Consider the following 24554-nt stretch of genomic DNA (forward strand, 5'->3'; position numbering starts at 1 on the left):
GGTTGAATGATCATGGGGAGGGTCTCCGGGTAATACGATGAACTTCGTACCAGCCCTGTTCTCGGTAGTGCTGGACGATAGTTTTGGGGGTAAAGGTAATCAGAAAAATATCAAGAAAAATAAGGCTAGGGGATCGCCGAGGTTTAGCCCGCTCCACGGTGACCACTTCATGGTTGTGGGGGCTAAACATGATTTCAAAGGCTTCTATGTAGGCTTGGGGAATCGCCACCACCACTTCCCACAGCGTCCGCAGCCAGTCTTTGAGGCGACCAGGATTGGTGGTTCCCCTAGGCAACAGTAGGGCAACACTAACCCCAATTAAAATGTTGGGCCAACTAAGATCCGCTGTCAGCAGAAACCAGATGGCTAAGCGCAACAAAATGTTTAAATATCCAGTCATACCAGCACCATTCCTAAAAGTCCTAAAATGGCTAGCGCCATAATGCCAATCAGATGCTCAAAATCTTCCAGCACACGGGGTAGCTTAATGGCTAGCCGACGAATGACAACTAGATATATCAACCAGCCCAAGAAAATTGTGGCCAGGGGTTTAATCACGTTATCCCAAGTGTAGGCTTCGTAATAGACTACATTGGCCACCACTAGCCCCCCCAATAACAGAACCACTGCTGGCCAAAAGCCAGATTTAACCGCTTGGCTAGAATCAGATTTTTGGGGCAGAAAGATAAACTTGGCAAAGGAAATCGCTGTCCCTAGAGCTGCTAGGTTCATAGCTATCACTTGCCAATCCGCTAGGTTTTTCATGGTCAGCACCTTGGCCCCAAACCCCGACAATAAAGGGAATCCAGAAATGGAGAAGCTGGCAATGACTAGGGCGATCCAAATGGGTCGATGAATGGGCTGATCATGCAAAACCTTAAAACTGCGACTTGGTAAGTTTCCAGCACAGAGAAACAAAGCAGCTTTCACAAATCCGTGGGTAAGGGCATAGAATCCACCCACCTCTGGGGCCGCTAATACAAACCCCATCTGGGAAATGGTGTGAAAGGCTAACATGCGCTTGGTGTCTTTTTCAAACATGGCATAGGCCACCCCAAAAAGGGCCGTAGCGACTCCAAATAGGCGCACCAGCGGGTCAAGTTCTCCGACTAGCAACGCCATGCGGGCCAGAGGGAAAACCCCAGCTTTTACCACCACCCCAGACAGCAGGGCCGAAACGGGACTTTCCGACTCGGAATGGGTGAGGGGTAGCCATAGCCCCGATACAAAAATGCCGCCCTTGGTGAGCAGTCCTAATAGAATTAAAGCCTGGGCTTCGATAGGAGCACCCGCCAGCCCAGTAAAGGCAAAGGACTGGTGGGTTTGATAGAGCAAAATAGCCCCCACCAAATAGAACAGCATGGCCGTATTGCTAACAAATAGATAGCGCAAAGCGACCCATAGGGTTTTGTCGCTGCGAGGATAGGCAATCAGCAAAAAAGCAGCAATGCCAATCACCTCTAGGGCCACGTAGAGACTGATTAAATCGGCACAAATAAAAGCAGCATTAACGCTGCCGTGCAAAATGATAGCCTGGGTATAGAAAAACGAGGTTTTTCCGCTGGGCCAACAGTAGAGAATTACCGCCGCCGTTACAAGAGCATTGGTCAGAATAAAAAAGGCACTGAGATCATCTACTAACAGCGTGACGCCAAAGCTATCGAGCAAGGTTAAACTTAGGGGAGCAGGCTGGGAAAAGACCACCATGGCGTAGGCCAAGGAAACCAGGGTAACCCCAAAGGCTAAAAGGCGAGCGGCCTGGGGAAGTAGATAAATGCTAAAGCCGATAAAAAACGGCAGTGTGACCCAAAGTAAAGAAATTAGCACCATCGCCAAATCCTTTCGGCCATGGATAAATCGAGTAATGAAAACATATCCGCAGCAGCCCTTACCACGACCATGACCAAGCCATCCAAAATACGAGAACTAACATCACGCTCATAGCGCCAATGAGATGTTCAAAGTTTTCCATCACCCTGGGTATTCTTAACGGCATCGTTCGTATCCATTGCCCCCAGATTAACCAGCCTGCACCAATTACTCCCAAGGCTTTGAGAGCATTGAACCAGGTGAGTGTTTGCGGCAGGTAGGCAAAATTCAGACCCACTAAAGCCGTCAGCAGTAGCAACAGTGCCACTCCTAATCCAGGATTTTTGATGAAGGCTTGGGAGTCATGGCTACGGTGAGGTAAAAAGATGAATTTGGCATAGAGAATTGCGGTTCCCACGGCAGCGAGATTGAGCACCCAGCTTTGCCAGGGCAAAACCGCCTTGAGTGTTAACATTTTGGTGCTAAATCCAAGGAACAACGGAAACCCTGAAATCGAGAGACTAGCTAGGGTAATGGGGAGCCAAAGCCGAGTGTCGATGGGATTTTGGCGCAGGATGGGGAGGTCGCGACTAGGCAAGTTACCCACCCCAAGGAAGAGGGCCGCTTTACCAAGGCCATGGGCCAAGGCATAGGGGCCAGCCACGCTGGGAGCGACTAAAATCCAGCCCAACTGCGACAGGGTGCTACAAGCCAGCACGCGCTTGGTATCGCGGTCAAAGAGGGCATAGAGCACCCCCAGAAACGCCGCCGCCATGCCAAACAACCTCACGAGGGGAAGCAACTCCTCCATCATGAGGGCACAGCGCACCAGGGGAAACACCCCGGCCTTGACGACCACCCCAGACAGCAGAGCTGATACCGGGCTTTCCGACTCCGCATGGGTGAGGGGGAGCCACAACCCCGACACAAAAATCCCCCCTTTGGCTAGCAGTCCCACCACAATCAAAACCAGCGCTTCAAGGGGGGCATTGAGCAGCCCAGAAAAGGCAAAGGACTGATTGGTTTGGTAGACCAAAATGGCTCCTACCAAGTAAAACAGCATAGCCGTATTGCTAATAAATAGGTAGCGTAGAGCCACCCATAGCGTGCGGTCTTGACGGGGGTAAGCTACCAGAAGAAAGGCGGCAATTCCAATCACCTCCAGAGCCACGTATAGGCTCATAAAATCAGCACAGATAAAGGCCGAGTTTAGACTGCCGTGGAGGACAATAGCTTGGGTGTAGAAAAATGACGTTTTTGGGGTGCGCCAACAATAGAGAATAACCGCCGCTGTAACCAGAGTATTTGTGAGAATAAAAAAGGCACTTAGGTTATCAACGAGAAGGAGTACGCCAAAGCTATCCAGCAAGCTTAAACTCAGGGAAACCGGATACAGAAACACCCCTAGGGTGTAGGCCAAAGAAACCAGCGTTACCCCCAAGGCTAGGACACGGTCGGCCTTGGGCAGCAGATAAATGCTAAACCCAGCTAACAGGGGCAGGGTAATCCAGATAACGGTAAATATCGTCATGGCTCGTACCCCTTTTCGATGACACGAGTTTCTAGGGTGGGGTTATCCCGCGCTAATTTCATTACCCCCACGAGCATCAAAGCCTGAATCGAAAAGCCGATCACAATGGCCGTTAAGATAACCGCCTGAGGTACCGGGTCAGCGTAGGAGGACTTGGGCATTTCGGTAAGGATGGGGGTATACACTCCGGTTCTAGCTGCCACTAGGACAAATAGAGCGATGACCCCAGTGCTCATCACATCCATGGCGATAATTTTCATCACCAGATTTTCTTTGAAGATGATGCCTAAGAAACCCATTAAAATGGTGGCATAGACACAGGCATAAAGTATAGTATCTCCCCCTAGTTGCATGTTGGTTTAGCTTCCTTCAATTACGGCTTTGACAACGTCTAGATTACGGCTTGTCTTTTTAAGCTTGGGTAACAAGCCAGATTAACCCCGTAGCCATGACAATAATTTGCAGACTTAGCAAAATCGAATCAGCCCACATCACCCGTTTTGTCCAAATCTCCTCGTTTTTATCGACCCAGTAGGCCGTGATAATCACCTCTAGGATAGATATAAAAATTAAGATATAGGCGATTACATAGACTTGATCCATCAGTACCAGATAGCCGAGATCAGGCAAGCTGTCGGCGTAGGTTTCCTGGAGAAAAACGGTGGTTAAAAGGGCCGTTACCGGAAGCGCTACCCGTGAATCGATGTGCTGAGGGGCCAGCAGTAGAGCCGCACAGCTTGAGGCCAGGACAATCAGTAAAGGTAGCAGCAATTTCCAAACAAAGAAGCTCCAGGGGCGGGCAATGTTGAGGGAATAGCACAGCACCGAATGTTCCGACTGGCTCGGCAGACGGGGATCACCAAAGTTAGTGTCGTAGGTTCTCACCAGGCTCTCGATGGCTGACCCCACAATCGACCAACCGGGAATCGTTAGGAACTGGGAATAGCCCGATGCTTGGTCATCCGCAACATAGACCAGTTGATCCGTGGTGTAGGCCGAGTTCTCCATAAAGATGCTGAGGTTGTACTGATCGAGGGGATAGTGTTTGAGGTCAAAGGATTGGAGGAATCGCCCTTCTACCCGTGAGATTTGGTAAAAACTACCATTGGGCAACCGTTCCGGTTCAGGGTGGGCAGGGACAGACATCATCGACCAATCACTAATGCTGTTGGTGACTTCTAAATAGGTAATGGGGTCGATGGCTCCTTTCCACTTAAACCACACATAGAAATCGGCATAAAACGAATTAGTCGCCAGGTCGATATCGTAAACACTGATAGCGAAAATTCCGGTTTCTACCCGTTCAACCTCGGCAGAAGGGGCGGTTGGTTCACTCAGGGAGTTCTGGGGCAGAAATGACCCTTGGCTTAACCCAATTCCGGCAATACCTAGGACAATCCCTAAACCCAGAATCAAGACTGTGACCAGCCGTTTGGGAAAGGTTCCCGCCGACTCAGACCAACGCCGGAACTGAAGCAGATGCATCGCCAATGTCTAGAAAAGATGGGGTCAGTTTAGCGCCCCTTCCACCCTTAATTCCAGTGCCTTTCAAGCTTTTTGCGCTATCCGTAACCGCTTGGGGGATCCCCCTAAATCCCCCTTACAAAGGGGGACTTTGAATCCAATTCTCCTTCCTTTTAGGGAGGGGAATGTTGCATTCGATTCCCCCCTTCACAAGGGGGGCTAGGGGGGATCCATCCTGGTTTAAGCGGCGGGATCGGCCTTGGCGGCGGTTTCTCCCTCAGAACCCTTGAAGGCGATGCGCAGGAAGGGTGGGGCCAGGAAGGTGGTGGCGATCACCATGATGATGATGGCGGCTTCTAGGGGTTTGGACAGCACGCCGCTGGCAGAACCGATGCCCGCAAACACCAGGCCCACCTCTCCACGGGGTACCATGCCGATGCCGATGGCCAGTTTGTTAAGCTGAGCTTGACCAAAAGTCGTCCAGCCCGTGATCACCTTGCCGAGGATGGCCACGGCCAGGAGGAAGAGGGCAATGACCAGACCTTCGCGGTTGGCGGGAATGGCGGGGTTGAGTACGCCCAGGTCGGCCTTGGCCCCCACGGTAACGAAGAAGATCGGTACCAGGATGTCGGCGATGGGCATGATCTGGAGGTCGAGTTCCTTGCGCTTGTCGGTTTCATCCAGCACCAGGCCAGCGGCGAAGGCTCCCAGGATGGCCTCTAGGTGGATAACGTTGGCGAAGAAGGCCATCAAAAAGGCGAAGGTAAGGGCGGGGATCACCAGGTTGCCGCGAGTTTGCAGTTTGTCGGCAATGGCGATGAAGGAACTGTTGAAGAATTTACCCAGGAAGATGGCCCCTAACAGGAACCCGGTGGCGCTAACGATCAGGTAGATGACGTTCATCACATCCACTTCGCCCGTTTTGGCCAAGCTGGCGACTACGGCGAGGACGATAATGCCCAGCACGTCGTCAATTACCGCTGCGCCGACAATGATTTGGCCCTCGGCGGATTTGAGTTGGCCAATTTCCGACAGCACCTTGGAGGTAATGCCGATGCTGGTGGCGGTCAACGCGGCCCCGGCAAAAATGGCGGGAATGGTGGGCACATGGAACAGCACCATCAGCCCCGCTGTACCGAGGGCAAAGGGAGCGGCCACACCCACACAGGCCACAATCGCCGCCTGGTAGCCCACCTTTTGCAGTTCCCGCAGGTCAGATTCTAGGCCGATTTCAAACAGCAGAATAATCACGCCCAGTTCTGCCAAGACCGAGACCACCTCGCTCTGGCTTTTGAAGACCTCGGTGACAGCCTCAGGAGACAGCCCGCCGATCCACTGCAACAGGCTCATCAGTTGAGAATCCGCCGCCATGGCCCCGCTTTCGGGGAAAACAATCAGGTTCAGGGCGGAGGTGCCCACAACTACCCCGGCCACCAACTCCCCCAACACCGGGGGCAGGTCTACCAGACGAGACAGTTCGCCACCGAGCTTACTGGCGATGTAGATCACCACCAGGCTGAGCAGCACTCCGGCCAGCACAATCGGCCCGGTTTCGGCTTCGGCCTCGGTCGCCGCCGCCAGCAGGGGCGACAGGGTGGGCAGGAGGAGCGTATCGGCCCAGGGTAGCCCAGACAGGCTGGATAGAATCTCAGTCATCGGTGTGGATACCTCTTAACACAGTGGTTGAAAACTTTAGCGCTGGCCCACCCTTAGGCTTCTCTCTCCGTGGGAGAGAGGTGAGATCCCCCTAAATCCCCCTTAATAAGGGGGACTTTGATTCCGGTTCCCCCCTTAATAAGGGGGAATTTGCTTCCGGTTCCCCCCTTCCCAAGGGGGGCTAGGGGGGATCTACCCTCGGATAGCTGGCCTAGACTAGGCGGGGCACTTCTGATCCGGCGGTGTCGCTGGTGTAGTCGATGCCGTCGATGGCTGCAAGCACCTTGAGGGAAGCCTTCAGGGCTTCGGCGCGGGTTTGGACGAGGTGTTCAGCCGGGACAAACCGCAGCACACCCAGTTTCTCCAGGCGTTTCAGGGTTTTGCCCTTGGCACCGACTAGGAACACCTGCCGTCCGGCGTCCGCTGCATCTTGGATGGCATTTTCCAGGGCCAGGGCAGCGGTGACGCCGAGGTGGGGTACGTCCTGCAAGTCCACAATCAGCACATCGTGGTCTTCCATGGCGGTATGTTCTTGGGAAATGGCCCGTGCCACGCCGAAGATCATGGGGCCATCCAGGTGGAAGAGCAGAATCCGGCCCTTGGCCCGATCCATGAGGGCGTTTTCTTCGTCATTGAGGGGAAACTCGCCGTCGAAGTCGGTGATGGTTTTCACGCCCTCCGATTGCAGGCTGCTGAGGCGGTCAATGGTAAGCATATTGGCGATGAACACGCCCACACCCACGGCCACAATCAAGTCCACAAATACAGTCAGGAACATCACCCCATACATGATGGCGGTGCCCTTCCAGGACACATGGTGCGCCCGCTTCAGGAAGCTCCAGTCTAAAATGTCGAAACCGACCTTGACGGCAATCCCCGCCAGCACCGCCAGGGGAATCACCTTCGTTAACGGAGCTGCCCAAAGGACGACCACCAGCAGAATCGCGGCTCGAATCAGACCAGACAACGCCGTAGTACCGCCCGCCTGAATGTTCACCACCGTGCCCATGGTGGCCCCGGCACCGGGCATCCCGCCAAACAGACCGGACATCAGGTTGCCGATCCCTTGGCCAATCAGTTCCTTGTTGGGGTCGCTTTGGGTACGGGTAATGCTGTCGGCAATCATCGCCGTCAGCAGGGCATCAATACAGCCCAGCATCCCCAGCACCAGACCATCCACCAGCATCACCCGCAGTTGGTCGGCACTAAAGATGGGCCGTTGCAGGGTGGGCAATCCGGTGGGGATTTCGCCAATCAAGCGCAGGTCAGCATTGGCAAACACCGTCAGGGCCAGCACCGTACCCGCCACCAGCACCAACAACTGGGGCGGCACCCAGCGCTTCAACTGCTTCGGCATCAAAAACAGCACCGCCAGGGAGAACACCCCCAACGCCACCTCCGCCGGATCGAGGGTGGTGATGAGTTCCGGCAGGCTGGTGAGGGTGCCTACAACCCCGTTTTTCGGCGTGGCATGGCCCAAAAATGGCCCCAGTTGCAGGATAATTAGAATCACCCCAATCCCCGACATAAACCCAGAAATCACCGGGTAGGGCATGAGGGTGACATAGCGCCCCAGCTTGAGAAATCCAAAGATAATTTGGAAGAAACCCGCCAGCATGGCGACCGTAAAGGCCATGGCCAAGCCGTTTTCGGGGTTAGCCGCCACCAGTTGAGCGATGACGGCAGTAAACACCACCGTCATCGGCCCCGTAGGTTCGGAAATTAGCGTCGGCGTGCCCCCAAACAACGCCGCAAAAAAGCCCACAATCACGGCACCATAGAGACCCGACGCAGGCCCAGCCCCCGAGGCCACCCCAAAGGCCAGGGCCATCGGCAACGCAATCACCGCAGCGGTGACGCCCCCAAATAAGTCGCCCCGCCAGTGGCGGAAGCTGATCCGATTCGTGATGTCCATCGCCATCACCTAAATCCTTTTATTGAAGTTAATAAATCCTAAGAGCTTTTGCATCGACAAAAGTCTATGAACAAAACGATAGCATTTCCGTTCGGTAAAGCACACCACATTTATGATTGATTTTTCTGATGTGGGTGAAAAGCTTAGATAACCCTAGCGTTGCTGCTGTTCGAGGTGGTGGCGGATGGCCTTGAGTTCCTCCAGAATTTGGCGCAGCAGATCGGTGGTTACAGTTTCGGGGGCGGGCTGCACTTGAATCACGGGCTGAAGCCCCAAGATCTCCTCCGCAAAGCGGCGCACCTCCTGGGGCCGAAACACCAGGGGGTCGTCCTTATGTTGGCGCAGTTCGGGGTTGAGTTTGGTGGCGTCGTAGGGCGGGTTGAGCAGTTCGGGGTCGGTGTTGGTGTAGCGGTAGACCGAGGCCCGCGAACGGTTGAGTGCACGCTGCACATCGTCAATGGAAAGACCCGGTTCTGGCGAAGGAAAGGCACTACCCATGGGGCCGGGGAACTCGGACAGTGGGCTGTGGGAAAAGTCGGAAACACTCATGGCGGCGGCTAAGGAAACCCTAGGGAGCTATTCTGGTGACGCGATATCCGTTGGTTACTCTATCAGGTTCGGCATCGAGTGCAGATCAACCTCAGCCCGCATCCCAACGCCCCGATTCGTCCCCCGGCAAACCGTAGGAGCGCGGTTTCCTCCTTTAGCTAAACACGCAGGTCATTCACCAGGATTTAGTATGGGTCAGGGAAAGTTGGTCACGTACACCGATCTGTCATGTTGCAAAAGCGCCTAGAGCCGTTTCTGAGTCGAAAGCGCGTAGCCGTGGTAGAAGCCTGCGTGATTGGGCTGGTGTCGGGGCTGGCGGCGGTGCTGCTGAAGCAGGGGGTGGAATGGCTGACCCTGTGGCGCACCCATAGCACCTTACCGCTCTGGCTGGCGCTGCCACTGATTGGCTTGGGCGGCGGCTACCTATCGGGCTGGCTGGTGGAGCGGCTGGCCCCGGAGGCGTCGGGCAGCGGTATCCCCCAGGTGAAGGCGGCGCTGGGGTTTGCCAAAATGCCCCTAAATTTGCGGGTGGCCCTCGTTAAATTGGGCAGTACGCTGCTGGCCCTGGGGTCGGGGTTATCCTTGGGGCGGCAGGGGCCAACGGTACAGATTGGGGCGGCCTTGGCGGCGCAGCTTAGTCGGTGGGTGCCCACCTCACCGGAGTATCGGCGGCAGCTCATTTCGGCGGGGGCGGCGGCGGGGCTGGCGGCGGGGTTTAATGCGCCCATTGCCGGGGTGCTGTTTGTGGTAGAGGAACTACTCCAGGACTTCTCTGACCTGACGCTGGGCAGCGCCATTTTGGCCTCGTTTATTGGGGCAGTGGTATCGCGGCTGCTGGGGGGGCAGGGGCTAAACCTAGCGATGGAAGCCAAGCCTGTTAGCCTATCGGTCTATGACCTGCCGTTTTTAGTGGTGTTAGGACTGCTGGCCGGACTGCTGGGGTCGCTGTTTCGGCGGGGAATCTTCGGCAGTTTGGCCTTTTTTCGGCAGTTCAAAACCCTCGGATTGCCGGGACGCATTGGCCTCGCGGGGTTGATTACGGGCCTGGTGGGGGTGTTTGTGCCCGTGGCGGCGGTAGATAACACGGGTCTGCAAGAATTTTTGGTGACGGGATCGGCGGGCTGGCAGTTGATTGCCGTGGCCTTTGTGGTCAAGTTTTTGTTGACGTTGTTGGCCTACGGGTCGGGGGCGGCGGGGGGAATTTTTGCCCCTTCCCTGGTGCTAGGGGCAGCACTGGGGTGTTTGGTGAGCTTCTTAGCCCAAGCCGCCTACACGGGCTTTGGGGCTTGGCCCATGCCAGAAGCCCTGGGCAGTACCACCACCTACGCCCTCACCGGAATGGGCGCATTTTTTAGTGCGGTGACGGGGGTGCCGATCACCGCCATCGTCATTGTGTTTGAGATGACCGCCAACTTTAACCTGGTGTTGCCCCTGATGATTGGATCTGGCATCGCCTACCTGATTGCCGACCGGGCCAATAAGGGATCTATCTATAACCGCCTGCTGGAAATGAAGGGCATCCACCTGGAACCCATAGCCCAGGCCAACAATCCCTGGGCACACCTCACAGCGGCTGACTTGATGCAGCGGCGGGTAGAAACCCTCTCCAGCCAGATCACCCTGCCGGAAGTCGTCCAAGCCTTTTCCCGATCTCACCATCGCGGCTTTCCGGTGCTAGAGGAGGGGCGACTGGTGGGCATCGTCACCCAAAGCGACCTGGGCGAGGCCACCAGCCAGGGACTTGAACCCTACCTCACCCTAAAGGACTTGATGACGCCCCACCCCGTCACCGTGTCCCCCGATGCCCCCCTGCCCAGGGTGCTACACCTGCTGAACCGCCTCAAGCTCAGCCGCCTGCCCGTCACCGAGGGCAACAAACTGGTGGGAATCATCACCCGCGCCGACATCATCCGGGCCGAATCGGATCAAGTCAGTGGCGACCTGCCAGAGCTTGGCCCCCAGGCCGAACCCTCCTACGTGGTCTTCCAACAGCGGGCTCCAGCCACGGGACAGGGTCGCTTATTGGTGCCCCTCGCCGATCCCCAAACCGCCCCCGACCTGATTAAAATCGCCGCCGCCATTGCCCACGGTCTGCACTACGAATTGGAGTGCGTCCACGTGGTGCGGGTGCCGCGCAGTGTCGCCCCCGCCGAAGCCAAGGTAGACTTGCAAACGGCGGAACCCCTGCGCCAACTGGCTCTCTCCTACGCCGAACACAGTGGCCTATCGGTGCATTTCCAAGTCCGCGCCGCCCACGAAATTGGCCGCACCCTGCTGGAAATCATCCGCGACCGCCACATCGACCTCGTCCTGATGGGCTGGTACAACCCCACCCTCACCCCCGGTCGCGTCATCAACAGCGTGGTGGATACCCTGATCCGCCAAGCCCCTTGCCAAGTGCTCGTCGTCCGTCCAGGCCGCAACCTCACCTTCAACCACTGGCTGCTGCCTACCGCAGGCGGCCCCAATGCCCAAAGCGCCCACCGCCTGCTGCCAGGATTGATCACCCTCGGCAAAACCCCCGACATTCACCTCTGCACCATCTGCCATCCAGAACAAGGGAAATGTCTCACCCCCCAGTACCTCTCAACCCTCGCCGATGACCTAGAGGTTGCCCTGCATCGCCCCGTCCGCACCCATGTGGTGACGCACACCTCCGTCTCCGAGGCCATCCTCGACCTCTCCCACCAGTGCCAAAGCGACGCCATTCTGCTAGGGGCTTCCCGCGAAAACCTGCTCAGCCAAGTGCTGAAGGGCAACGTGCCCCTAGAAATTGCCCAACAAACTGACATCACCATCATCCTGCTGCGCCAGGTGGAGGATGAGAGCGAGTGAACGCCGCAGATCTGGCTTCTATGCTAATCGGTAGTCCTCTTTCCTACAGGATAGAGAATAATCAGGTATCCCTAAAGACCTTACGGCAGTAGACCGCTGCTTCTAGCTGATTTTTCTCTGAACCGTAAATTAATGTACTGCCGTCCAATCGTCAGCGGGGACTTGACGATGTGATCACCCGAAAGTTCTGTTCCAGTGCCGTTTTTACGTAATTTTGCTTAGTTAATCAGACTGATCGGGCGGGAACCATAACCCCAGAACATCAGCTTAGCCATGGCTAAATGCTAGGCGCTATAGGGGTAGGATCATGAAAAAGACTGGCTGGTTAGCCTTGGGCATAGCTCTGATATCGGTGCTGACTGTGCCCCCCCAAGTCGCGGAGGCTAACCCTAGTCGCACCGCCAGTGGTGCCCTTAGCAATGGGTCGGCCTACGAAGTGTGGCGCATGGATCGTTCCAATCAACATTTTCAACTGCGGGTATGGCGTGGCAACCGCCGCGCCCCTGCCTCTCCCAACTGCACCTATAGCTTTGCATCCAGGAGCGACGCCCTCACCTTTTGGGAACAGATTGCCAACCTAACGGGTTGTCCCTACCAATCCGGTGGGGGAACCACCCCAAATAGCAGCACAACCACCGCAACGACAACCATATCCTCTCGCGGCCAAACTCCTACCGCAATCACCACGACACCGGGATCTACCTCGAATTCCCCTGGGCAAGCGACACCCCCAACCACCTGCAACGCCCAGGAGCAGGAACAGGCCGCTGTGGCACATCTCAACTGGATGCGCCAAAACCCAGCCGCCGCAGGGCGACAACTGGGCCTAAACCTCAGTCATGTCAGACCACAGCCACCGCTGAGGGTGCATCCTATCCTCACCCAAGTGGCCCGTGAGCGGGCCGTAGATCTGGGCGAACGTCGCTACTTTGGCCATGTTGATCCCGATGGCCGTGGCCCTAATATCAAGGTTGTTGAAGCGGGTTATCCTCTGCCCAGACATTGGCTTCAAAGACCTAGCAGTAACTTTATTGAATCCTTAGTCGCGGGGCGGGCTACGGGCCAAGCCGCCATGGATGCGCTGATCATTGATGCCGGGATCAACCCACCGGGGCACCGCATTCACCTGTTAGCAATGAGCGATTTCTTCCAACGTCATACCGATATTGGCGTTGGCTTTGCCTGCGTACCCGGCAGTCCCTATCGCTACTACATGGCAGTGTTGACAGCCTATCCCGAACCTTAATCTTTCCTTCACGGGCGTTACATAATTAAAAGATGAATAGGGGGACGCCGCCAACCTGCTGGGCAAAGGCGATTTGCTCTACCTCAAAGGGGCGCAGCTTCTACGACTCCAGAGCCTCTATGCCCCAGATATTCACGCCCTAGACCTCCAGTAATGTCCCCCTTTCCTCTGTGAAGACATGACCGGGTAGGTGGTCTCCGGCCTGTCGCAGAAACAGCCCGGATGGCTATTTTCCATTGGGGTTGGGATCTCCTGAAACCAACAAAAGGCCGGAGGAGTTCTCCCCCGACCTTTTGTTGTCTCTATTTTGAATCAGGAATTGTCCTCCTAATTCAGAAACAGATCCTAGTAGCGGTAGGTGCTAGCACCGGGCTTGTGCACGATGAAGCTAGCGATCTGACACTGCTTGACGTTGTCGAAACCAACCACGCGGATAAAGCAGTTGGAGTACTCGGAGCGGCAAGCCTGTACTTCGCTCAGCACTTCCTGGGTAGAGGTGGCGTTGAACATGGGCAGCTTCCACATCGTCCAGTAGTAGGCTTCGGGGTTGGAGTCTTCGTTGAACTCCACAGCCGGGAAGTAGCCCATTTTCAGAATGTAGGCGATTTGCCGCTCGATCTGAGCATCGGTCAGAGGGGGCAGGTAGGACATCGTTTCGTAACGACGCTCTTTAGGCAGAGTTTTCATAGTTCCTCGCTGGGTTACTAATCTGCGATCAGACAAGGCTGACCGCGAGTGAACAAAAGAGTGAACGGCGATGGTTCGATCCATCCGTTGTAAAACCTGGAACCTACTCTAGGGAACGCTCTCCATCGCTGGCCGATTCCTGGGACACCTCAAGGGTGCTGAGGGTTTCGGACTGATCGAGATGGTCGGCATCACCCAATTGAGTCAGGCGCTCTAAATGCTGGCGGCGGTGTTCCATATTGGCTTGCTGAAGGTTGGCGATCACCATTTCCGGCAAAAACTCGCAGATTTCCTCTGCAATGTGCTGCCGAACCGTCATGATGCGCATGGCCAGGTCGGGCTTTTCCGCCATTAGGGCCGTCAGGTAGGTTTCCCCATCCTGGAGGGCTTCCTTGGTCGAAAACGTATTCAGCCAATAGGCTTGGGCGGGGTTGGTTTCCTTAAGCTGACTCAGCACCGTTTTCACGGCCTGGAAGGTCAGATAGCTGGTCAGCACCTTGGCGGTGTCCTTGGCCGCTTGCTTAAGGTCCATCGGCGTCTCCTCGAAGGGTTGACCTAGACCCCGCCCGGTGGGTGGGTAGCCCTGATTGAAGCCCGAAATCCAGATAGATTCGGTAACTTAAGCCGCAATCTTAAGTTTTTTTAAGATGCTGACCCTTGGAACTTCCCACGCCCCGCCGTCGGTAGAGATAAGCCGAAACCTATCCCCACCGCCGCCAAAGCACGATTAGAGGGTGTCAACGGTGTCGAACTCGAACTTGATTTCCTTCCACAGTTCGCAGGCGGCAGCCAGTTCGGGAGACCACTTGCAAGCTTCGCGGATGATGTCGCCACCTTCACGAGCCAGGTCACGGCCTTCGTTACGGGCCTGAACACAAGCTTCCAGAGCGACGCGGTTGGCGGTGGCACCGGGCGCGTTACCCCAGGGGTGACCGAGGGTACCACCACCGAACTGAAGCACGGAGTCGTCGCCGAAGATTTCCACCAGCGCGGGCATGTGCCACACGTGGATACCGCCGGAGGCCACAGCCATGACGCCGCCCATGGAGGCCCAATCTTGGGTGAAGTACACACCGCGAGAGGGGTCGCGCTCGACGTAGTTTTCGCGCAGCAGGTCTACGAAACCGAGGGTGCCAGCGCGGTCACCTTCCAGCTTGCCCACCACGGTTCCGGTATGGATGTGGTCACCACCGGACATCCGCAGACACTTGGCCAGAACGCGGAAGTGGATCCCGTGGTTCTTCTGACGGTCGATCACAGCGTGCATGGCGCGGTGAATGTGCAGCAGAACGCCGTTGTCGCGGCACCAGTGGGACAGGGTGGTGTTGGCGGTGAAGCCAGCGGTGAGGAAGTCATGCATGACGATGGGCATGTTGAGTTCTTTGGCGTACTCAGCCCGCTTCAGCATTTCTTCGCAGGTGGAGGCGGTCACGTTCAGGTAGTGACCTTTGATTTCCCCGGTTTCAGCCTGGGACTTGTGGATGGCATCGGCCACAAACAGGAAGCGGTCGCGCCAGCGCTGGAAGGGCTGGGAGTTGATGTTTTCGTCATCTTTGGTGAAGTCTAGACCACCGCGTAGGGCTTCATAGACAGCACGGCCATAGTTCTTGGCGGACAGACCCAGCTTGGGCTTGATGGTACAACCCAGCAGAGGACGACCGTACTTGTTCAGGCGGTCGCGCTCCACTTGGATACCGTGGGGAGGGCCTTGGAAGGTCTTCAGGTAGGCGACGGGAATCCGCAGGTCTTCCAGACGCAGGGCGCGTAGGGCCTTGAAGCCGAACACGTTCCCCACCAGGGAGGTCAGCAGGTTGGTGACGGAACCTTCCTCGAACAGGTCGAGGGGGTAGGCCACATAGCAAATGTATTGGTTATCTTCGCCCGGTACTGGCTCGATGTCGTAGCAACGACCCTTGTACCGATCCATGTCGGTCAGGAGGTCGGTCCACACCGTGGTCCAGGTACCCGTAGAGGATTCAGCGGCGACCGCAGCAGCGCACTCTTCGGGAGGTACACCGGGCTGAGGGGTCATCCGGAATGCCGCCAAAATATCGGTATCTTTGGGGGTGTAGTCGGGGGTGTAATAGGTCAGCTTATAGTCCTTGACCCCGGCGCTATAGCCCGCTTTTGACTGAGTCGTTGTCTGAGAGTAAGACATATCTCCCTTCCTGTGAATCTAAGAAATCTCTCACGCGAACCCCGGCGGCCCAGTCGCAGACACGGTAATCCCCGCAAGATACGGAGGGAACCTATGCCCAGCCCAAGAACCAGCCCGACGTCCAAAACAATGAGATGGCAGCAAACAGAAGGCAACTACCAAAACAGTTGCCTGCCAAGCGCTTTAGGTATTTTTCATTACCTCATGCTCTAGCATATTACCAGCGATTGGATAAGTTTAATTTTGGAAGATCTGTATATATTCATAACTTTAGGTTATGGTCGGTTTAGACATTCCTGAACGTCTGTTTTACGGTTTTCGATGCGGGGTGAATGGCGTCTCCAAAGTGTGATATAGACGCTAAGGCATCTTCGCGGCGCTAAACGCTGATCTCGACGGGGTGTCGTTGATCAGGGTTGGGGATTTGGAGGGTGAGGCGGCGATCTAGGGTCTAGGGTCTGGCACTGTCGCCCCTGGGTTCCCCCAGGCTCATAGGACTCAAGCCCTTAGGGAATAACCACTCTGGCGAATGTTAAGGACTGTGTTGATTTTCTCAGGTTGGCCCAGTAGGCGACAGACGTTCCCGTATGATCGTTTCCAAAGTTTGTAAATTTTCCTAAGATTCTGGAGATTCAAACGTGTCTCTTCCGTTACTAAACTATTCTCCGTCCAGCCAAAACCAGCGGGTTGCTGACATCGACGTGGGCGGCGACCGTCAGCCCCGGATTTTCTCCACCGACGATGTCTACAGCGGCACCGGAATGGATGCCCTGATCGAGGCGGCCTATCGGCAGATGTTCTTCCATGCCTTCAAGTGTGATCGTCAGATCTTCCTGGAGTCTCAACTGCGGAACGGACAAATCACCGTGCGCGACTTCATCCGGGGTCTGGCCCTCTCCCCCACCTTCTACAACAGCTTCTTTGCCAAAAACAGCAACTACAAGTTTGTTGAGCACTGCGTCCAGAAAATCCTGGGCCGCGAAGTGTACAACGAGCGCGAAAAGATCGCTTGGTCTATTGTGGTCGCCAACAAGGGCATTCAGGGCATCGTCGATGCGCTGCTCGACAGCGAAGAGTACCTGACCAATTTCGGTTACAACACCGTGCCCTATCAGCGTCGTCGGGTGCTGCCCGGTAAGGGTGAAGGCGATCTGCCTATCCACATCAGCAACCCCCGCTACGATGCTTACCACCGCAACCAACTGGGCTTCCCCCAAATCATTTGGCAGTCCCAGGTCAAGCGGTTTGTACCCCAAGACAAGCAGGCCACCGCTGGCAACCCCAGCCTCTTCCTGTCTATGGCCCGCAACATCGGCGCAACCGGTGCGGCTCCGGCCCGTGTCTCCATCGGCGATATCAACATTGCTACTGCGGTGCCCTACCGCAAGCTGTCTAGCTAGGCGCTAACGGCCATCGGTTTCATGGAGAGAGTCGTCGATGGGCGGCTCTCTTTTTGTTTGGGTAAGAGGGGAGTCCGGTAGGGGCGAGGTATTCTCGCCCTGTATTCTCACCCTTGGGAGTCGGGCGATCTAAGGCTAAAAAAATCCCCCGGTTTTCCGAGGGATAAGCTTTGGTGTATCTACCATTCACCTGATGGCCTAGACGGCTTGCAATCAAAAAGGTTGCCTTGGTGGGGCACGTTTCCTAAGCCTAAGAATTGCGTGGACGTTAGTTAGGCAGGGGTTCGCCGCCATTCAGTCCTTGGAGGAAGGCGGCTTGTTCTCGCAGGGAGTCGGCCCAATTCGTATCGCCTTCCGCTTCAACCAAATCGGCGGCTCTCTCGAAGTCGGCCACCACAGACTGTCGAGCGGATTCAGGAATGTCCTCTGGGCCTTCCATCGTCTCGCCTTGCTCGGTATAGACCTGGCTGAGGGTGGCTTGGGCACGACCTAGGTAGGCTAGGGCCTGGTTTGGATCAATAGCAATGGCAGCGGTGTAGGCGGCGATGGCGTCGCTGTAGCGTCCTTCACTGGTGAGGGCGTCGGCCTTGGCTAGGGCCATTTCATACTCGGTGGCGGGCCGTACCACCAGGTTAAAATCGCCGCCGTTGCCGGAATAGGAACGGGCCACAACCCGGTAGGTGCCGTTGGCAGGGAGTTCGGCCACAATGCGGGAGTTGAGGCTACCGCCAAAGTCATCGTTGAAGGCGATTTCTTCCCCGGTGGCGGTTTGCAGGGACAGCACCGTATCAAAGTCTTCACTTTCCAGGATGATCGTCACCGCCTGCCCAGCTTGGCCTGCAAAGGTATGGACAGATTCCGCTGGAACAATGGTGCCCCCGGTTTCGATGATGGCTTGTTGTGCCCGTGCTGGCAACGAGGCCACCCCTATCCCCAGACCTGTGGTTAAGGCCATGAGGGTCATGAATGAGCCAATGGGTCGCAGCGAAGCCATGGTGCCTCCGGGGGTAAGTCGTGTCCCTGCACCTTAACACAGGCGATTAGGGGGCATCGCCCCATTGGGACAAAGCGTAAGGTGGCCTCAGCTATGCTAAAAATAACGCACCGTCAGCTAGTCAAGTTTCCTTTGCCGTGACTTTCCATGGATGCCCATGCTATCCCCTAGCCTTACGCTGATTTTTAGCCTTGCGATGGTGGCTCCAGCCCTAGCGTTGCCGCAGCCGGAGGACACCCCAGAGGAAATTCTGCGTACCGAAATCATTACCGAGGCACGCTCTCCTCTCACCGGGGAACCCCTGTCCGCCACCGAATATGCCATCTTAATGGAGCAACTCCAGGATCCCAACCGCAATCCCCAGGTCAGCCCGGAGGTCGCCCAACTAATCGGACTCTTGCAGTTTCGACGGGTGGTTAAGCCCATCCTCCCATTTATTCGCTGAGGGCAGAAAAAATACAAGAACGAAAACTCGACAGCGGTATCAAAAATTTCCCGCAGGAAATCGCTAAGTTTTGTTAATCTATTCCGCAGATAGTAAACTTACGCCAATCTGAGGGTTGAAACGCCCCCTGAAAACGGTCGTCGGGGTTCAAGGCTGATCCCAGAACGTCGGGTTGCGGGGTAAACTCCTAACAGCGCACGGTACTGACAGCACGGGCACAAGGTTAGGGCATCGGGCACCTCAGGCTGCGTCATCATCACCTGTGGACTTTAAAACATGGCTGTAACCGTTGATCCTGGGCAAATTGACCGCATCGTCTGGAACCAGCACCACGATCCCTTTGAGGTGTTAGGCCCGCACATGGTGCAGCAGGACGGCAAAACCGTCTGGGCTGTCCGTGCCTATCTGCCCCAGGCCGAGCAAGCTTGGGTGGTGCTGCCGGAGGAGCACAAGGAAGTGCCCATGGAGAGCTTCCACAATCCCCACTTCTTTGAATGCATTTTGGAAGTGAAGGATTTGGCCAACTACCAGCTCAAATACGTCAGCGGTGGCCATGTCCAAGTCACCTACGATCCCTACGCCTTCAAAACCCGCGCCATTACCGACTTCGACATTCACCTCTTTGGCGAGGGCAACCACCACCGCATTTACGAAAAACTCGGTGCCCACTACACGGAAGTTGAAGGCGTGACCGGGGTGTACTTTGCCGTATGGGCACCCAACGCCCGCAACGTTTCTGTCCTAGGCGACTTTAACTATTGGGATGGCCGCAAACACCAGATGCGCCGCCTCTCCAACGGTATTTGGGATTTGTTCATCCCCGAACTGGAGGTGGGTGCCCACTATAAATACGAAATCAAAAACTACGATGGCCACATCTACGAGAAGTCTGACCCCTACGGCTTCCAGCAGGAGACTCGGCCCAAAACGGCCTCCATCGTCACCGACCTCGACAGCTATGCTTGGCAGGATGACGACTGGATGGAGAAGCGGCGTCAAACCGATCCGCTAACCCAGCCCGTTTCAATTTATGAGGTTCACCTCGGCTCTTGGCTGCACGAGTCTTCTGCGACCCCGGCCCTGCTGCCCGATGGCACCCCGGAACCCGTGGTCACCGTGGCCGAACTCAAGCCCGGTGCGCGGTTTTTGACCTACCGAGAACTGGCGGCGCGGCTGATCCCCTACGTGAAGGAACTGGGCTTCACCCACATTGAATTACTCCCGGTGGCCGAGCACCCCTTCGATGGCTCCTGGGGCTACCAGGTCACGGGTTACTACGCCGTTACCTCCCGCTACGGCACCCCCGAAGACTTCATGTACTTTGTCGATCAGTGCCACGCTAACGGCATTGGGGTGATTGTGGACTGGGTTCCTGGCCACTTCCCCAAGGATGGCCACGGGCTGGCTTTCTTCGACGGCACCCACCTCTATGAGCACGCCGACCCCCGCAAGGGCGAACACAAGGAATGGGGCACCCTGGTCTTCAACTATGGCCGCAACGAGGTGCGTAACTTCCTGGTGGCCAACGCCATTTTCTGGTTCGAGAAGTACCACATCGACGGAATTCGGGTGGATGCGGTGGCCTCCATGCTCTACCTCAACTACTTCCGCAAGGATGGAGAATGGGTCGCCAACGAGTATGGCGGCTGCGAGCACATCGAAGCCGCAGACTTCCTGCGCCAGGTGAACCATCTGCTGTTCACCTACTTCCCCGGTGTGCTTTCCATTGCCGAGGAATCCACCGCTTGGCCGATGGTGTCTTGGCCCACCTACGTCGGTGGTCTGGGCTTTAATCTGAAGTGGAACATGGGCTGGATGCACGACATGTTGGACTACTTCAACATGGATCCCTGGTTCCGCCAGTTCCACCAAAACAACGTCACCTTCAGCATTTGGTACGCCTTCACCGAGAACTTCATGCTGGCCCTCTCCCACGATGAGGTTGTCCACGGCAAGAGCAACATGCTGGGCAAAATGCCCGGTGATGAATGGCAGAAGTTCGCCAACCTGCGCTGCCTCTACACCTACATGTTCACCCACCCCGGCAAAAAGACGCTCTTTATGAGCATGGAATTTGGCCAGTGGAGCGAGTGGAACGTGTGGGGCGACCTGGAATGGCACCTGCTGCAATACGAGCCGCACCAAAGCCTGAAGCAGTTTATGACCAAGCTCAACGAGTTCTACCGCAGCGAACCCGCCCTATTCACCCAAGACTTCGACCAGGCCGGATTTGAGTGGATCGATTGCAGCGACAACCGCCACAGCGTGGTGTCCTTCCTGCGCCGCGACAAGGGCACCGGGGACTTTGTGGTGGTGGTGTGTAACTTTACCCCCCAGCCCCACAGCCACTACCGCATCGGCGTTCCCGAAAAGGGCTACTACAAGGAACTCTTCAACAGCGATGCCCGCGACTTTGGCGGCAGCAACATGGGCAACCTCGGCGGCAAATGGTCGGATGACTGGGCCTTCCACAACCGCCCCTTCTCGCTAGATCTCACCCTACCCCCCCTAGGTGTGATTGTGCTGAAGCTCGACCAGGAAGAAACCCAAAAGGCCCTGGCTGGCACTCAAGAGTAGCCTAGGCCAACCTCAATTCGGGGTAAGCTCAGTGGCCCGATGCCCCGGAAGCCCTCACCCCCCAGCCCCCTCTCCCACGGGGAGAGGGGGAGCTAGACTTTCAAAGTCCCTCTCCCCAAGGGAGAGGGATTTAGGGTGTAGCTTGCTTCCCGTAAGGGTGGGCCAGCATCGGATGGCGCTAGTTATGATGGCGGTAGATTCGTTGGGGATGCGCCCACTATGTTTGCGTTGGTTTCGCCCGAAAGCATCCAGTTGCCAGCGGGGGCGGTGGTGCGGTTGCCAGCCACCTGGTCAGAGTATCAGCGCCTGTGTGAACAGAGAGGCGATGGCACCCTGCCGCGATTAAAATACCGTCCTGGAGAAGTGCTGCTGATGGCTCCCTTGCCTGTGCACGGGCGCGATGCCAACCTGATCGCCGATATTGTGAAAGCCCTGCTCGACCATCAGGAACAAGACTACGACGCCTTCACCCCGGTCACGATGACGCTACCCGAAATCAGCGGCCTAGAGCCAGACTACTGCTTTTACATTCAGAATTGGCAGGCCATATCGGGCAAAACCCGCATTGATTGGCAGCAAGATCCACCCCCGGATTTAGTGATTGAAGTTGACGTGACCAGCTTTTCGGATGTGCAGGATTACCTGCCCTTTCGGGTGCCGGAAATCTGGCTCTACAAGCAGCAGCAGCTTTTGATGTATCAGTTTCAGCCAGAGGGCTATCAACGGGTTAGCCACAGCCAGTTTTTCCCAGACTTTGATCTGCCTGGGATCCTCACCCGCTGTGTGCAAATCGCCTACGACCGCAACTCCAGTGCCGCCATCCGCGATCTCAAACAGTGGCTCGTGGCCCAGGGTTAGTGAGTTGATGGAGTCCGTCAGTAGGTTGGAGTCTTGCAATGGGAAGACCAATGGAGAGACTGTCTGCAATTCTGGTGGCAAGAGCTAGAAATTCTCTAACCTGGGAATGCTAGGGATAGCAATCATGGGGTCTCAGCGGTGAATGGAACAGCATTGGGTGCGGCAGTCCTAACGGTGGTGGCGCTGGTCGTCGGAGGATATCGCGTAGGCGACCGCTCCCTGGCCTTTCGCAGCATCAAACCGGGGGAACCCCTCCCTGGAACCGCTTATCGGTATACCTTCCAACTCAAAGAGGTGATGTACCCCGACGGCACCCTCGAAAAAAGTTCGGCGGTCTTTCTCACCAACGATCAGGGCCAAGCCTATCAACTCCCTGGCAACTTTGTTTTTCGGGAAAGCCCTGGCGAGTTTATCTGCGATCAATGCGTGGCCTTGCTGCAAGAGGGAGAAGACACCTACGTGGTGACGCGCTCTCCGGCGGCGGGGAACCCTGGCACCTACGAGCACCGGGTGGTTAACCTCAGTGAACCCGGCCCCGCCCCGGATAGGATCTACCCCAGTTGCGGGGAGGTCTATCGGCAAGGGGAAGATTTGGTGTTTCCTCACCTAGCCTCCTCCTGTCCCGGCTTGTGGGCCATAGTAACCCCCCAACCCTGGGAATACAGCCACGTTCCCCTCAATGGCCCCTAGCACCCTAGCGAATCCCTGAGCCAGTCACCACATTACCCGTCACCACCCTGACCAGTAGCCACCATTACAATTCGTGGGGGTAGATCGGTTCGCCCTAGTAAAGAAGGCCCAACGGGTGCAACACTAAAAGCAGCCTTCAGGCAGGCGCATACCCACCACTGTCCTCACGATTTGCCTATGACCAGCGCCACGCTACCCTCAACGCCCATCCCGCCCCTTCAGGATGGACTGCCCATTCTTTCCGGCTGGGATGCCGACCTTGACGCCGCCCTCGCCTCGGATGCGCCCATTTTTCTGCCCCGCACCAACCTGGCGTTGGATCAGGTGTCTGCTGGGTTTGCCATTGCCCTGCATATGCACCAGCCCACCATCCCTGCCGGGGCTAAGGGGGAGTTGATCAACCACCTGCAATACATGTTTGAGCACCCCTACGAGGGCGACAACCACAACGCTGGCCCCTTTGCCTATTGCTATGCCCGCCTGGGGGATTTTATTCCTGAGTTGGTGAACCAGGGCTGCAACCCCAGGGTGATGCTCGACTATTCCGGTACGCTGCTGTGGGGCTTGCAGCACATGGGCCGTCAGGATATTTTGGAAAAACTGCGCCGCCTCGCCTGCGATCCCGCCTACCAGCCCTACGTGGAATGGCTGGGCACCTGCTGGGGCCATGCGGTGGTACCTTCCACGCCCATTCCCGATCTAAAGCTGCACATTCGGGCATGGCAACACCATTTCGCGGCGATTTTTGGCCTAGAAGCCCTCAGCCGAGTGCGGGGCTTTTCGCCGCCGGAGATGCACCTGCCCAACCATCCCGACGTACTCTACGCCTTTGTTAAAACCCTGAAAGACTGCGGCTATCGCTGGCTGTTGGTGCAGGAACACACCATCGAAACCCCAGAGGGCCACGGCATCGCCCAGCCCCACTTGCCTCACCGCCTGGTGGCCCGCAATGCCCAGGGAGAAACGGCGGAAATCACGGTTCTGATCAAAACCCAGGGATCCGACACCAAACTCGTCGCCCAAATGCAGCCCTATTGGGAAGCCAAAACCCTGCGGCCCCAGCCCCTTGGTGCCGCCACCGTGCCCCCCTTGGTAACGCAAATTAGCGACGGCGAAAACGGCGGCGTGATGATGAACGAATTCCCCAGCGCCTTCATGCGCTCCTGGCACGAAATGCGAGACCAGGGCGGCGGACGACGCGGCGTGGTGGCCTTCAACGGCACGGAATATCTGGAACTCTTGGCGGCATCGGGCCTTGGCCCCGAACAATTCCCGGTTTGTCAGGCGGTGGGGCAGCATCGCCTCTGGCAGAAAATGGGCGATCAAACTGGAACCGAAGCCATGGCAGCGGCGATTCAGGCGCTTCATGCTGAAGATAACCGTTTTTCCATGGAGGGCGGTTCCTGGACGAACGACCGTAGTTGGGTACAGGGCTACGAAAACGTCATGGGGCCAATGGAACGCCTCAGCGCCCAGTTTCACCGCACCATGGCCCGTCAAGCCTCGGCCCCCGACGGCAACGACCCCCTGGAACGTCAGTATCGCTACCGCAACGCCTTACTACACCACCTATTGCTGCAAACGAGCTGCTTCCGCTACTGGGGCCAAGGGGCCTGGACCCAATACGCCGAGGAAATTTATCAGCGTGGACAGGCCATCCTAACCCACAACTTTTCCTTGTAGATTACTCGTCGTAGGACTAAGAGGATCTAGGTTGACATCATTCATCAACGCTTCAGT

General features: G+C 56.4%; 20 protein-coding genes. 8 read left to right on the forward strand and 12 right to left on the reverse strand.

Annotated features, from left to right (window positions below; translation table 11 throughout):
• Positions 1 to 10: 10 nt before the first annotated feature.
• The 8 genes from H6G62_RS00595 to H6G62_RS00630 form a co-directional block, all read right to left on the reverse strand.
• A complete protein-coding gene (locus H6G62_RS00595; protein WP_190492161.1) occupies positions 11 to 400 on the reverse strand; it encodes a Na+/H+ antiporter subunit E in 390 nt (129 codons plus the stop codon).
• Entirely contained in the window at positions 397 to 1830 is a 1434-nt protein-coding gene (locus H6G62_RS00600) for a cation:proton antiporter (protein ID WP_190492162.1), read from the reverse strand. Before H6G62_RS00600 ends, H6G62_RS00595 begins: the two co-directional genes overlap by 4 nt.
• 58 nt (positions 1831 to 1888) lie before the next feature.
• Positions 1889 to 3340 carry a cation:proton antiporter gene (locus H6G62_RS00605; RefSeq protein WP_190492163.1) on the reverse strand — a complete coding sequence of 484 codons (1452 nt, stop codon included), beginning with the start codon at positions 3338 to 3340 and terminating at the stop codon, positions 1889 to 1891.
• A complete protein-coding gene (locus tag H6G62_RS00610) occupies positions 3337 to 3672 on the reverse strand; it encodes an NADH-quinone oxidoreductase subunit K (protein WP_190492239.1) in 336 nt (111 codons plus the stop codon). Before H6G62_RS00610 ends, H6G62_RS00605 begins: the two co-directional genes overlap by 4 nt.
• A 79-nt stretch (positions 3673 to 3751) precedes the next feature.
• A complete protein-coding gene (locus H6G62_RS00615) occupies positions 3752 to 4825 on the reverse strand; it encodes a hypothetical protein (protein WP_190492164.1) in 1074 nt (357 codons plus the stop codon).
• Positions 4826 to 5044: 219 nt separating this feature from the next.
• Positions 5045 to 6460, reverse strand: a complete 1416-nt coding sequence (locus tag H6G62_RS00620; RefSeq protein WP_190492165.1) for a cation:proton antiporter — start codon at positions 6458 to 6460, stop codon at positions 5045 to 5047.
• Between the two features lie 211 nt (positions 6461 to 6671).
• Positions 6672 to 8375, reverse strand: coding sequence for a SulP family inorganic anion transporter (locus tag H6G62_RS00625; protein ID WP_190492166.1), 1704 nt, complete (start codon positions 8373 to 8375; stop codon positions 6672 to 6674).
• 153 nt (positions 8376 to 8528) lie between these two features.
• Positions 8529 to 8924 (reverse strand): resolvase, encoded by a 396-nt coding sequence (locus H6G62_RS00630; RefSeq protein ID WP_242051767.1) that lies wholly within the window; start codon positions 8922 to 8924, stop codon positions 8529 to 8531.
• 228 nt (positions 8925 to 9152) lie between these two features.
• Here H6G62_RS00630 and H6G62_RS00635 point away from each other — a divergent pair, with 228 nt between their 5' ends.
• Together H6G62_RS00635 and H6G62_RS00640 are read left to right on the forward strand one after the other, a co-directional pair.
• Positions 9153 to 11759 carry a chloride channel protein gene (locus H6G62_RS00635; RefSeq protein WP_190492167.1) on the forward strand — a complete coding sequence of 869 codons (2607 nt, stop codon included), beginning with the start codon at positions 9153 to 9155 and terminating at the stop codon, positions 11757 to 11759.
• A 307-nt stretch (positions 11760 to 12066) separates the two neighbouring features.
• Entirely contained in the window at positions 12067 to 13005 is a 939-nt protein-coding gene (locus H6G62_RS00640) for a hypothetical protein (protein ID WP_190492168.1), read from the forward strand.
• A gap of 345 nt (positions 13006 to 13350) precedes the next feature.
• On the opposite strand, the gene H6G62_RS00645 is transcribed toward H6G62_RS00640, so the two are convergent.
• From H6G62_RS00645 to H6G62_RS00655, 3 genes are all read right to left on the reverse strand, one after another.
• A complete protein-coding gene (locus tag H6G62_RS00645; RefSeq protein ID WP_190492169.1) occupies positions 13351 to 13692 on the reverse strand; it encodes a ribulose bisphosphate carboxylase small subunit in 342 nt (113 codons plus the stop codon).
• A gap of 103 nt (positions 13693 to 13795) precedes the next feature.
• Complete coding sequence (locus tag H6G62_RS00650) at positions 13796 to 14224, reverse strand: chaperonin family protein RbcX (RefSeq protein ID WP_190492170.1); 429 nt, start codon at positions 14222 to 14224, stop codon at positions 13796 to 13798.
• Between the two features lie 195 nt (positions 14225 to 14419).
• Complete coding sequence (locus H6G62_RS00655) at positions 14420 to 15850, reverse strand: form I ribulose bisphosphate carboxylase large subunit (protein ID WP_190492171.1); 1431 nt, start codon at positions 15848 to 15850, stop codon at positions 14420 to 14422.
• A 638-nt stretch (positions 15851 to 16488) separates the two neighbouring features.
• Here H6G62_RS00655 and H6G62_RS00660 point away from each other — a divergent pair.
• Positions 16489 to 17250, forward strand: a complete 762-nt coding sequence (locus H6G62_RS00660; protein ID WP_190492172.1) for a phycobilisome rod-core linker polypeptide — start codon at positions 16489 to 16491, stop codon at positions 17248 to 17250.
• Positions 17251 to 17518: 268 nt separating this feature from the next.
• On the opposite strand, the gene H6G62_RS00665 is transcribed toward H6G62_RS00660, so the two are convergent.
• On the reverse strand, positions 17519 to 18244 hold the full coding sequence (locus tag H6G62_RS00665; protein ID WP_190492173.1) for a tetratricopeptide repeat protein: 726 nt from the start codon (positions 18242 to 18244) through the stop codon (positions 17519 to 17521).
• Positions 18245 to 18395: 151 nt separating this feature from the next.
• On the opposite strand from H6G62_RS00665, the gene H6G62_RS00670 reads away from it, so the two are divergent.
• From H6G62_RS00670 to H6G62_RS00690, 5 genes are all read left to right on the forward strand, one after another.
• A complete protein-coding gene (locus H6G62_RS00670) occupies positions 18396 to 18689 on the forward strand; it encodes a hypothetical protein (RefSeq protein ID WP_347239261.1) in 294 nt (97 codons plus the stop codon).
• A 276-nt stretch (positions 18690 to 18965) separates the two neighbouring features.
• Entirely contained in the window at positions 18966 to 21266 is a 2301-nt protein-coding gene (gene glgB / locus H6G62_RS00675; RefSeq protein ID WP_190492174.1) for a 1,4-alpha-glucan branching enzyme, read from the forward strand.
• 219 nt (positions 21267 to 21485) lie between these two features.
• A complete protein-coding gene (locus H6G62_RS00680) occupies positions 21486 to 22124 on the forward strand; it encodes a Uma2 family endonuclease (protein ID WP_190492175.1) in 639 nt (212 codons plus the stop codon).
• Positions 22125 to 22262: 138 nt separating this feature from the next.
• Positions 22263 to 22814, forward strand: coding sequence for a hypothetical protein (locus H6G62_RS00685; protein WP_190492176.1), 552 nt, complete (start codon positions 22263 to 22265; stop codon positions 22812 to 22814).
• A gap of 177 nt (positions 22815 to 22991) precedes the next feature.
• Positions 22992 to 24497: a glycosyl hydrolase family 57 gene (locus H6G62_RS00690; RefSeq protein WP_190492177.1), complete on the forward strand. Its 1506-nt coding sequence runs from the start codon at positions 22992 to 22994 to the stop codon at positions 24495 to 24497.
• Positions 24498 to 24554: the final 57 nt, after the last annotated feature.

Source organism: Phormidium sp. FACHB-1136, assembly GCF_014697375.1.
In the GTDB taxonomy this organism is placed as follows: Bacteria; Cyanobacteriota; Cyanobacteriia; order Phormidesmidales; family Phormidesmidaceae; genus Nodosilinea.

What these genes read in the sequence shown, in the direction of transcription:
- H6G62_RS00630 (WP_242051767.1), bottom strand. Translation starts at nt 8,924, where the DNA reads ATGAGTGTTTCCGACTTTTCCCACAGCCCACTGTCCGAGTTCCCCGGC.
- H6G62_RS00595 (WP_190492161.1), bottom strand. Translation starts at nt 400, where the DNA reads ATGACTGGATATTTAAACATTTTGTTGCGCTTAGCCATCTGGTTTCTG.
- H6G62_RS00650 (WP_190492170.1), bottom strand. Translation starts at nt 14,224, where the DNA reads ATGGACCTTAAGCAAGCGGCCAAGGACACCGCCAAGGTGCTGACCAGC.
- H6G62_RS00620 (WP_190492165.1), bottom strand. Translation starts at nt 6,460, where the DNA reads ATGACTGAGATTCTATCCAGCCTGTCTGGGCTACCCTGGGCCGATACG.
- H6G62_RS00645 (WP_190492169.1), bottom strand. Translation starts at nt 13,692, where the DNA reads ATGAAAACTCTGCCTAAAGAGCGTCGTTACGAAACGATGTCCTACCTG.
- H6G62_RS00655 (WP_190492171.1), bottom strand. Translation starts at nt 15,850, where the DNA reads ATGTCTTACTCTCAGACAACGACTCAGTCAAAAGCGGGCTATAGCGCC.
- H6G62_RS00625 (WP_190492166.1), bottom strand. Translation starts at nt 8,375, where the DNA reads ATGGACATCACGAATCGGATCAGCTTCCGCCACTGGCGGGGCGACTTA.
- H6G62_RS00690 (WP_190492177.1), top strand. Translation starts at nt 22,992, where the DNA reads ATGACCAGCGCCACGCTACCCTCAACGCCCATCCCGCCCCTTCAGGAT.
- H6G62_RS00640 (WP_190492168.1), top strand. Translation starts at nt 12,067, where the DNA reads ATGAAAAAGACTGGCTGGTTAGCCTTGGGCATAGCTCTGATATCGGTG.
- H6G62_RS00615 (WP_190492164.1), bottom strand. Translation starts at nt 4,825, where the DNA reads ATGCATCTGCTTCAGTTCCGGCGTTGGTCTGAGTCGGCGGGAACCTTT.
- H6G62_RS00605 (WP_190492163.1), bottom strand. Translation starts at nt 3,340, where the DNA reads ATGACGATATTTACCGTTATCTGGATTACCCTGCCCCTGTTAGCTGGG.
- H6G62_RS00670 (WP_347239261.1), top strand. Translation starts at nt 18,396, where the DNA reads ATGCCCATGCTATCCCCTAGCCTTACGCTGATTTTTAGCCTTGCGATG.
- H6G62_RS00635 (WP_190492167.1), top strand. Translation starts at nt 9,153, where the DNA reads ATGTTGCAAAAGCGCCTAGAGCCGTTTCTGAGTCGAAAGCGCGTAGCC.
- H6G62_RS00680 (WP_190492175.1), top strand. Translation starts at nt 21,486, where the DNA reads ATGTTTGCGTTGGTTTCGCCCGAAAGCATCCAGTTGCCAGCGGGGGCG.
- glgB (WP_190492174.1), top strand. Translation starts at nt 18,966, where the DNA reads ATGGCTGTAACCGTTGATCCTGGGCAAATTGACCGCATCGTCTGGAAC.
- H6G62_RS00600 (WP_190492162.1), bottom strand. Translation starts at nt 1,830, where the DNA reads ATGGTGCTAATTTCTTTACTTTGGGTCACACTGCCGTTTTTTATCGGC.
- H6G62_RS00665 (WP_190492173.1), bottom strand. Translation starts at nt 18,244, where the DNA reads ATGGCTTCGCTGCGACCCATTGGCTCATTCATGACCCTCATGGCCTTA.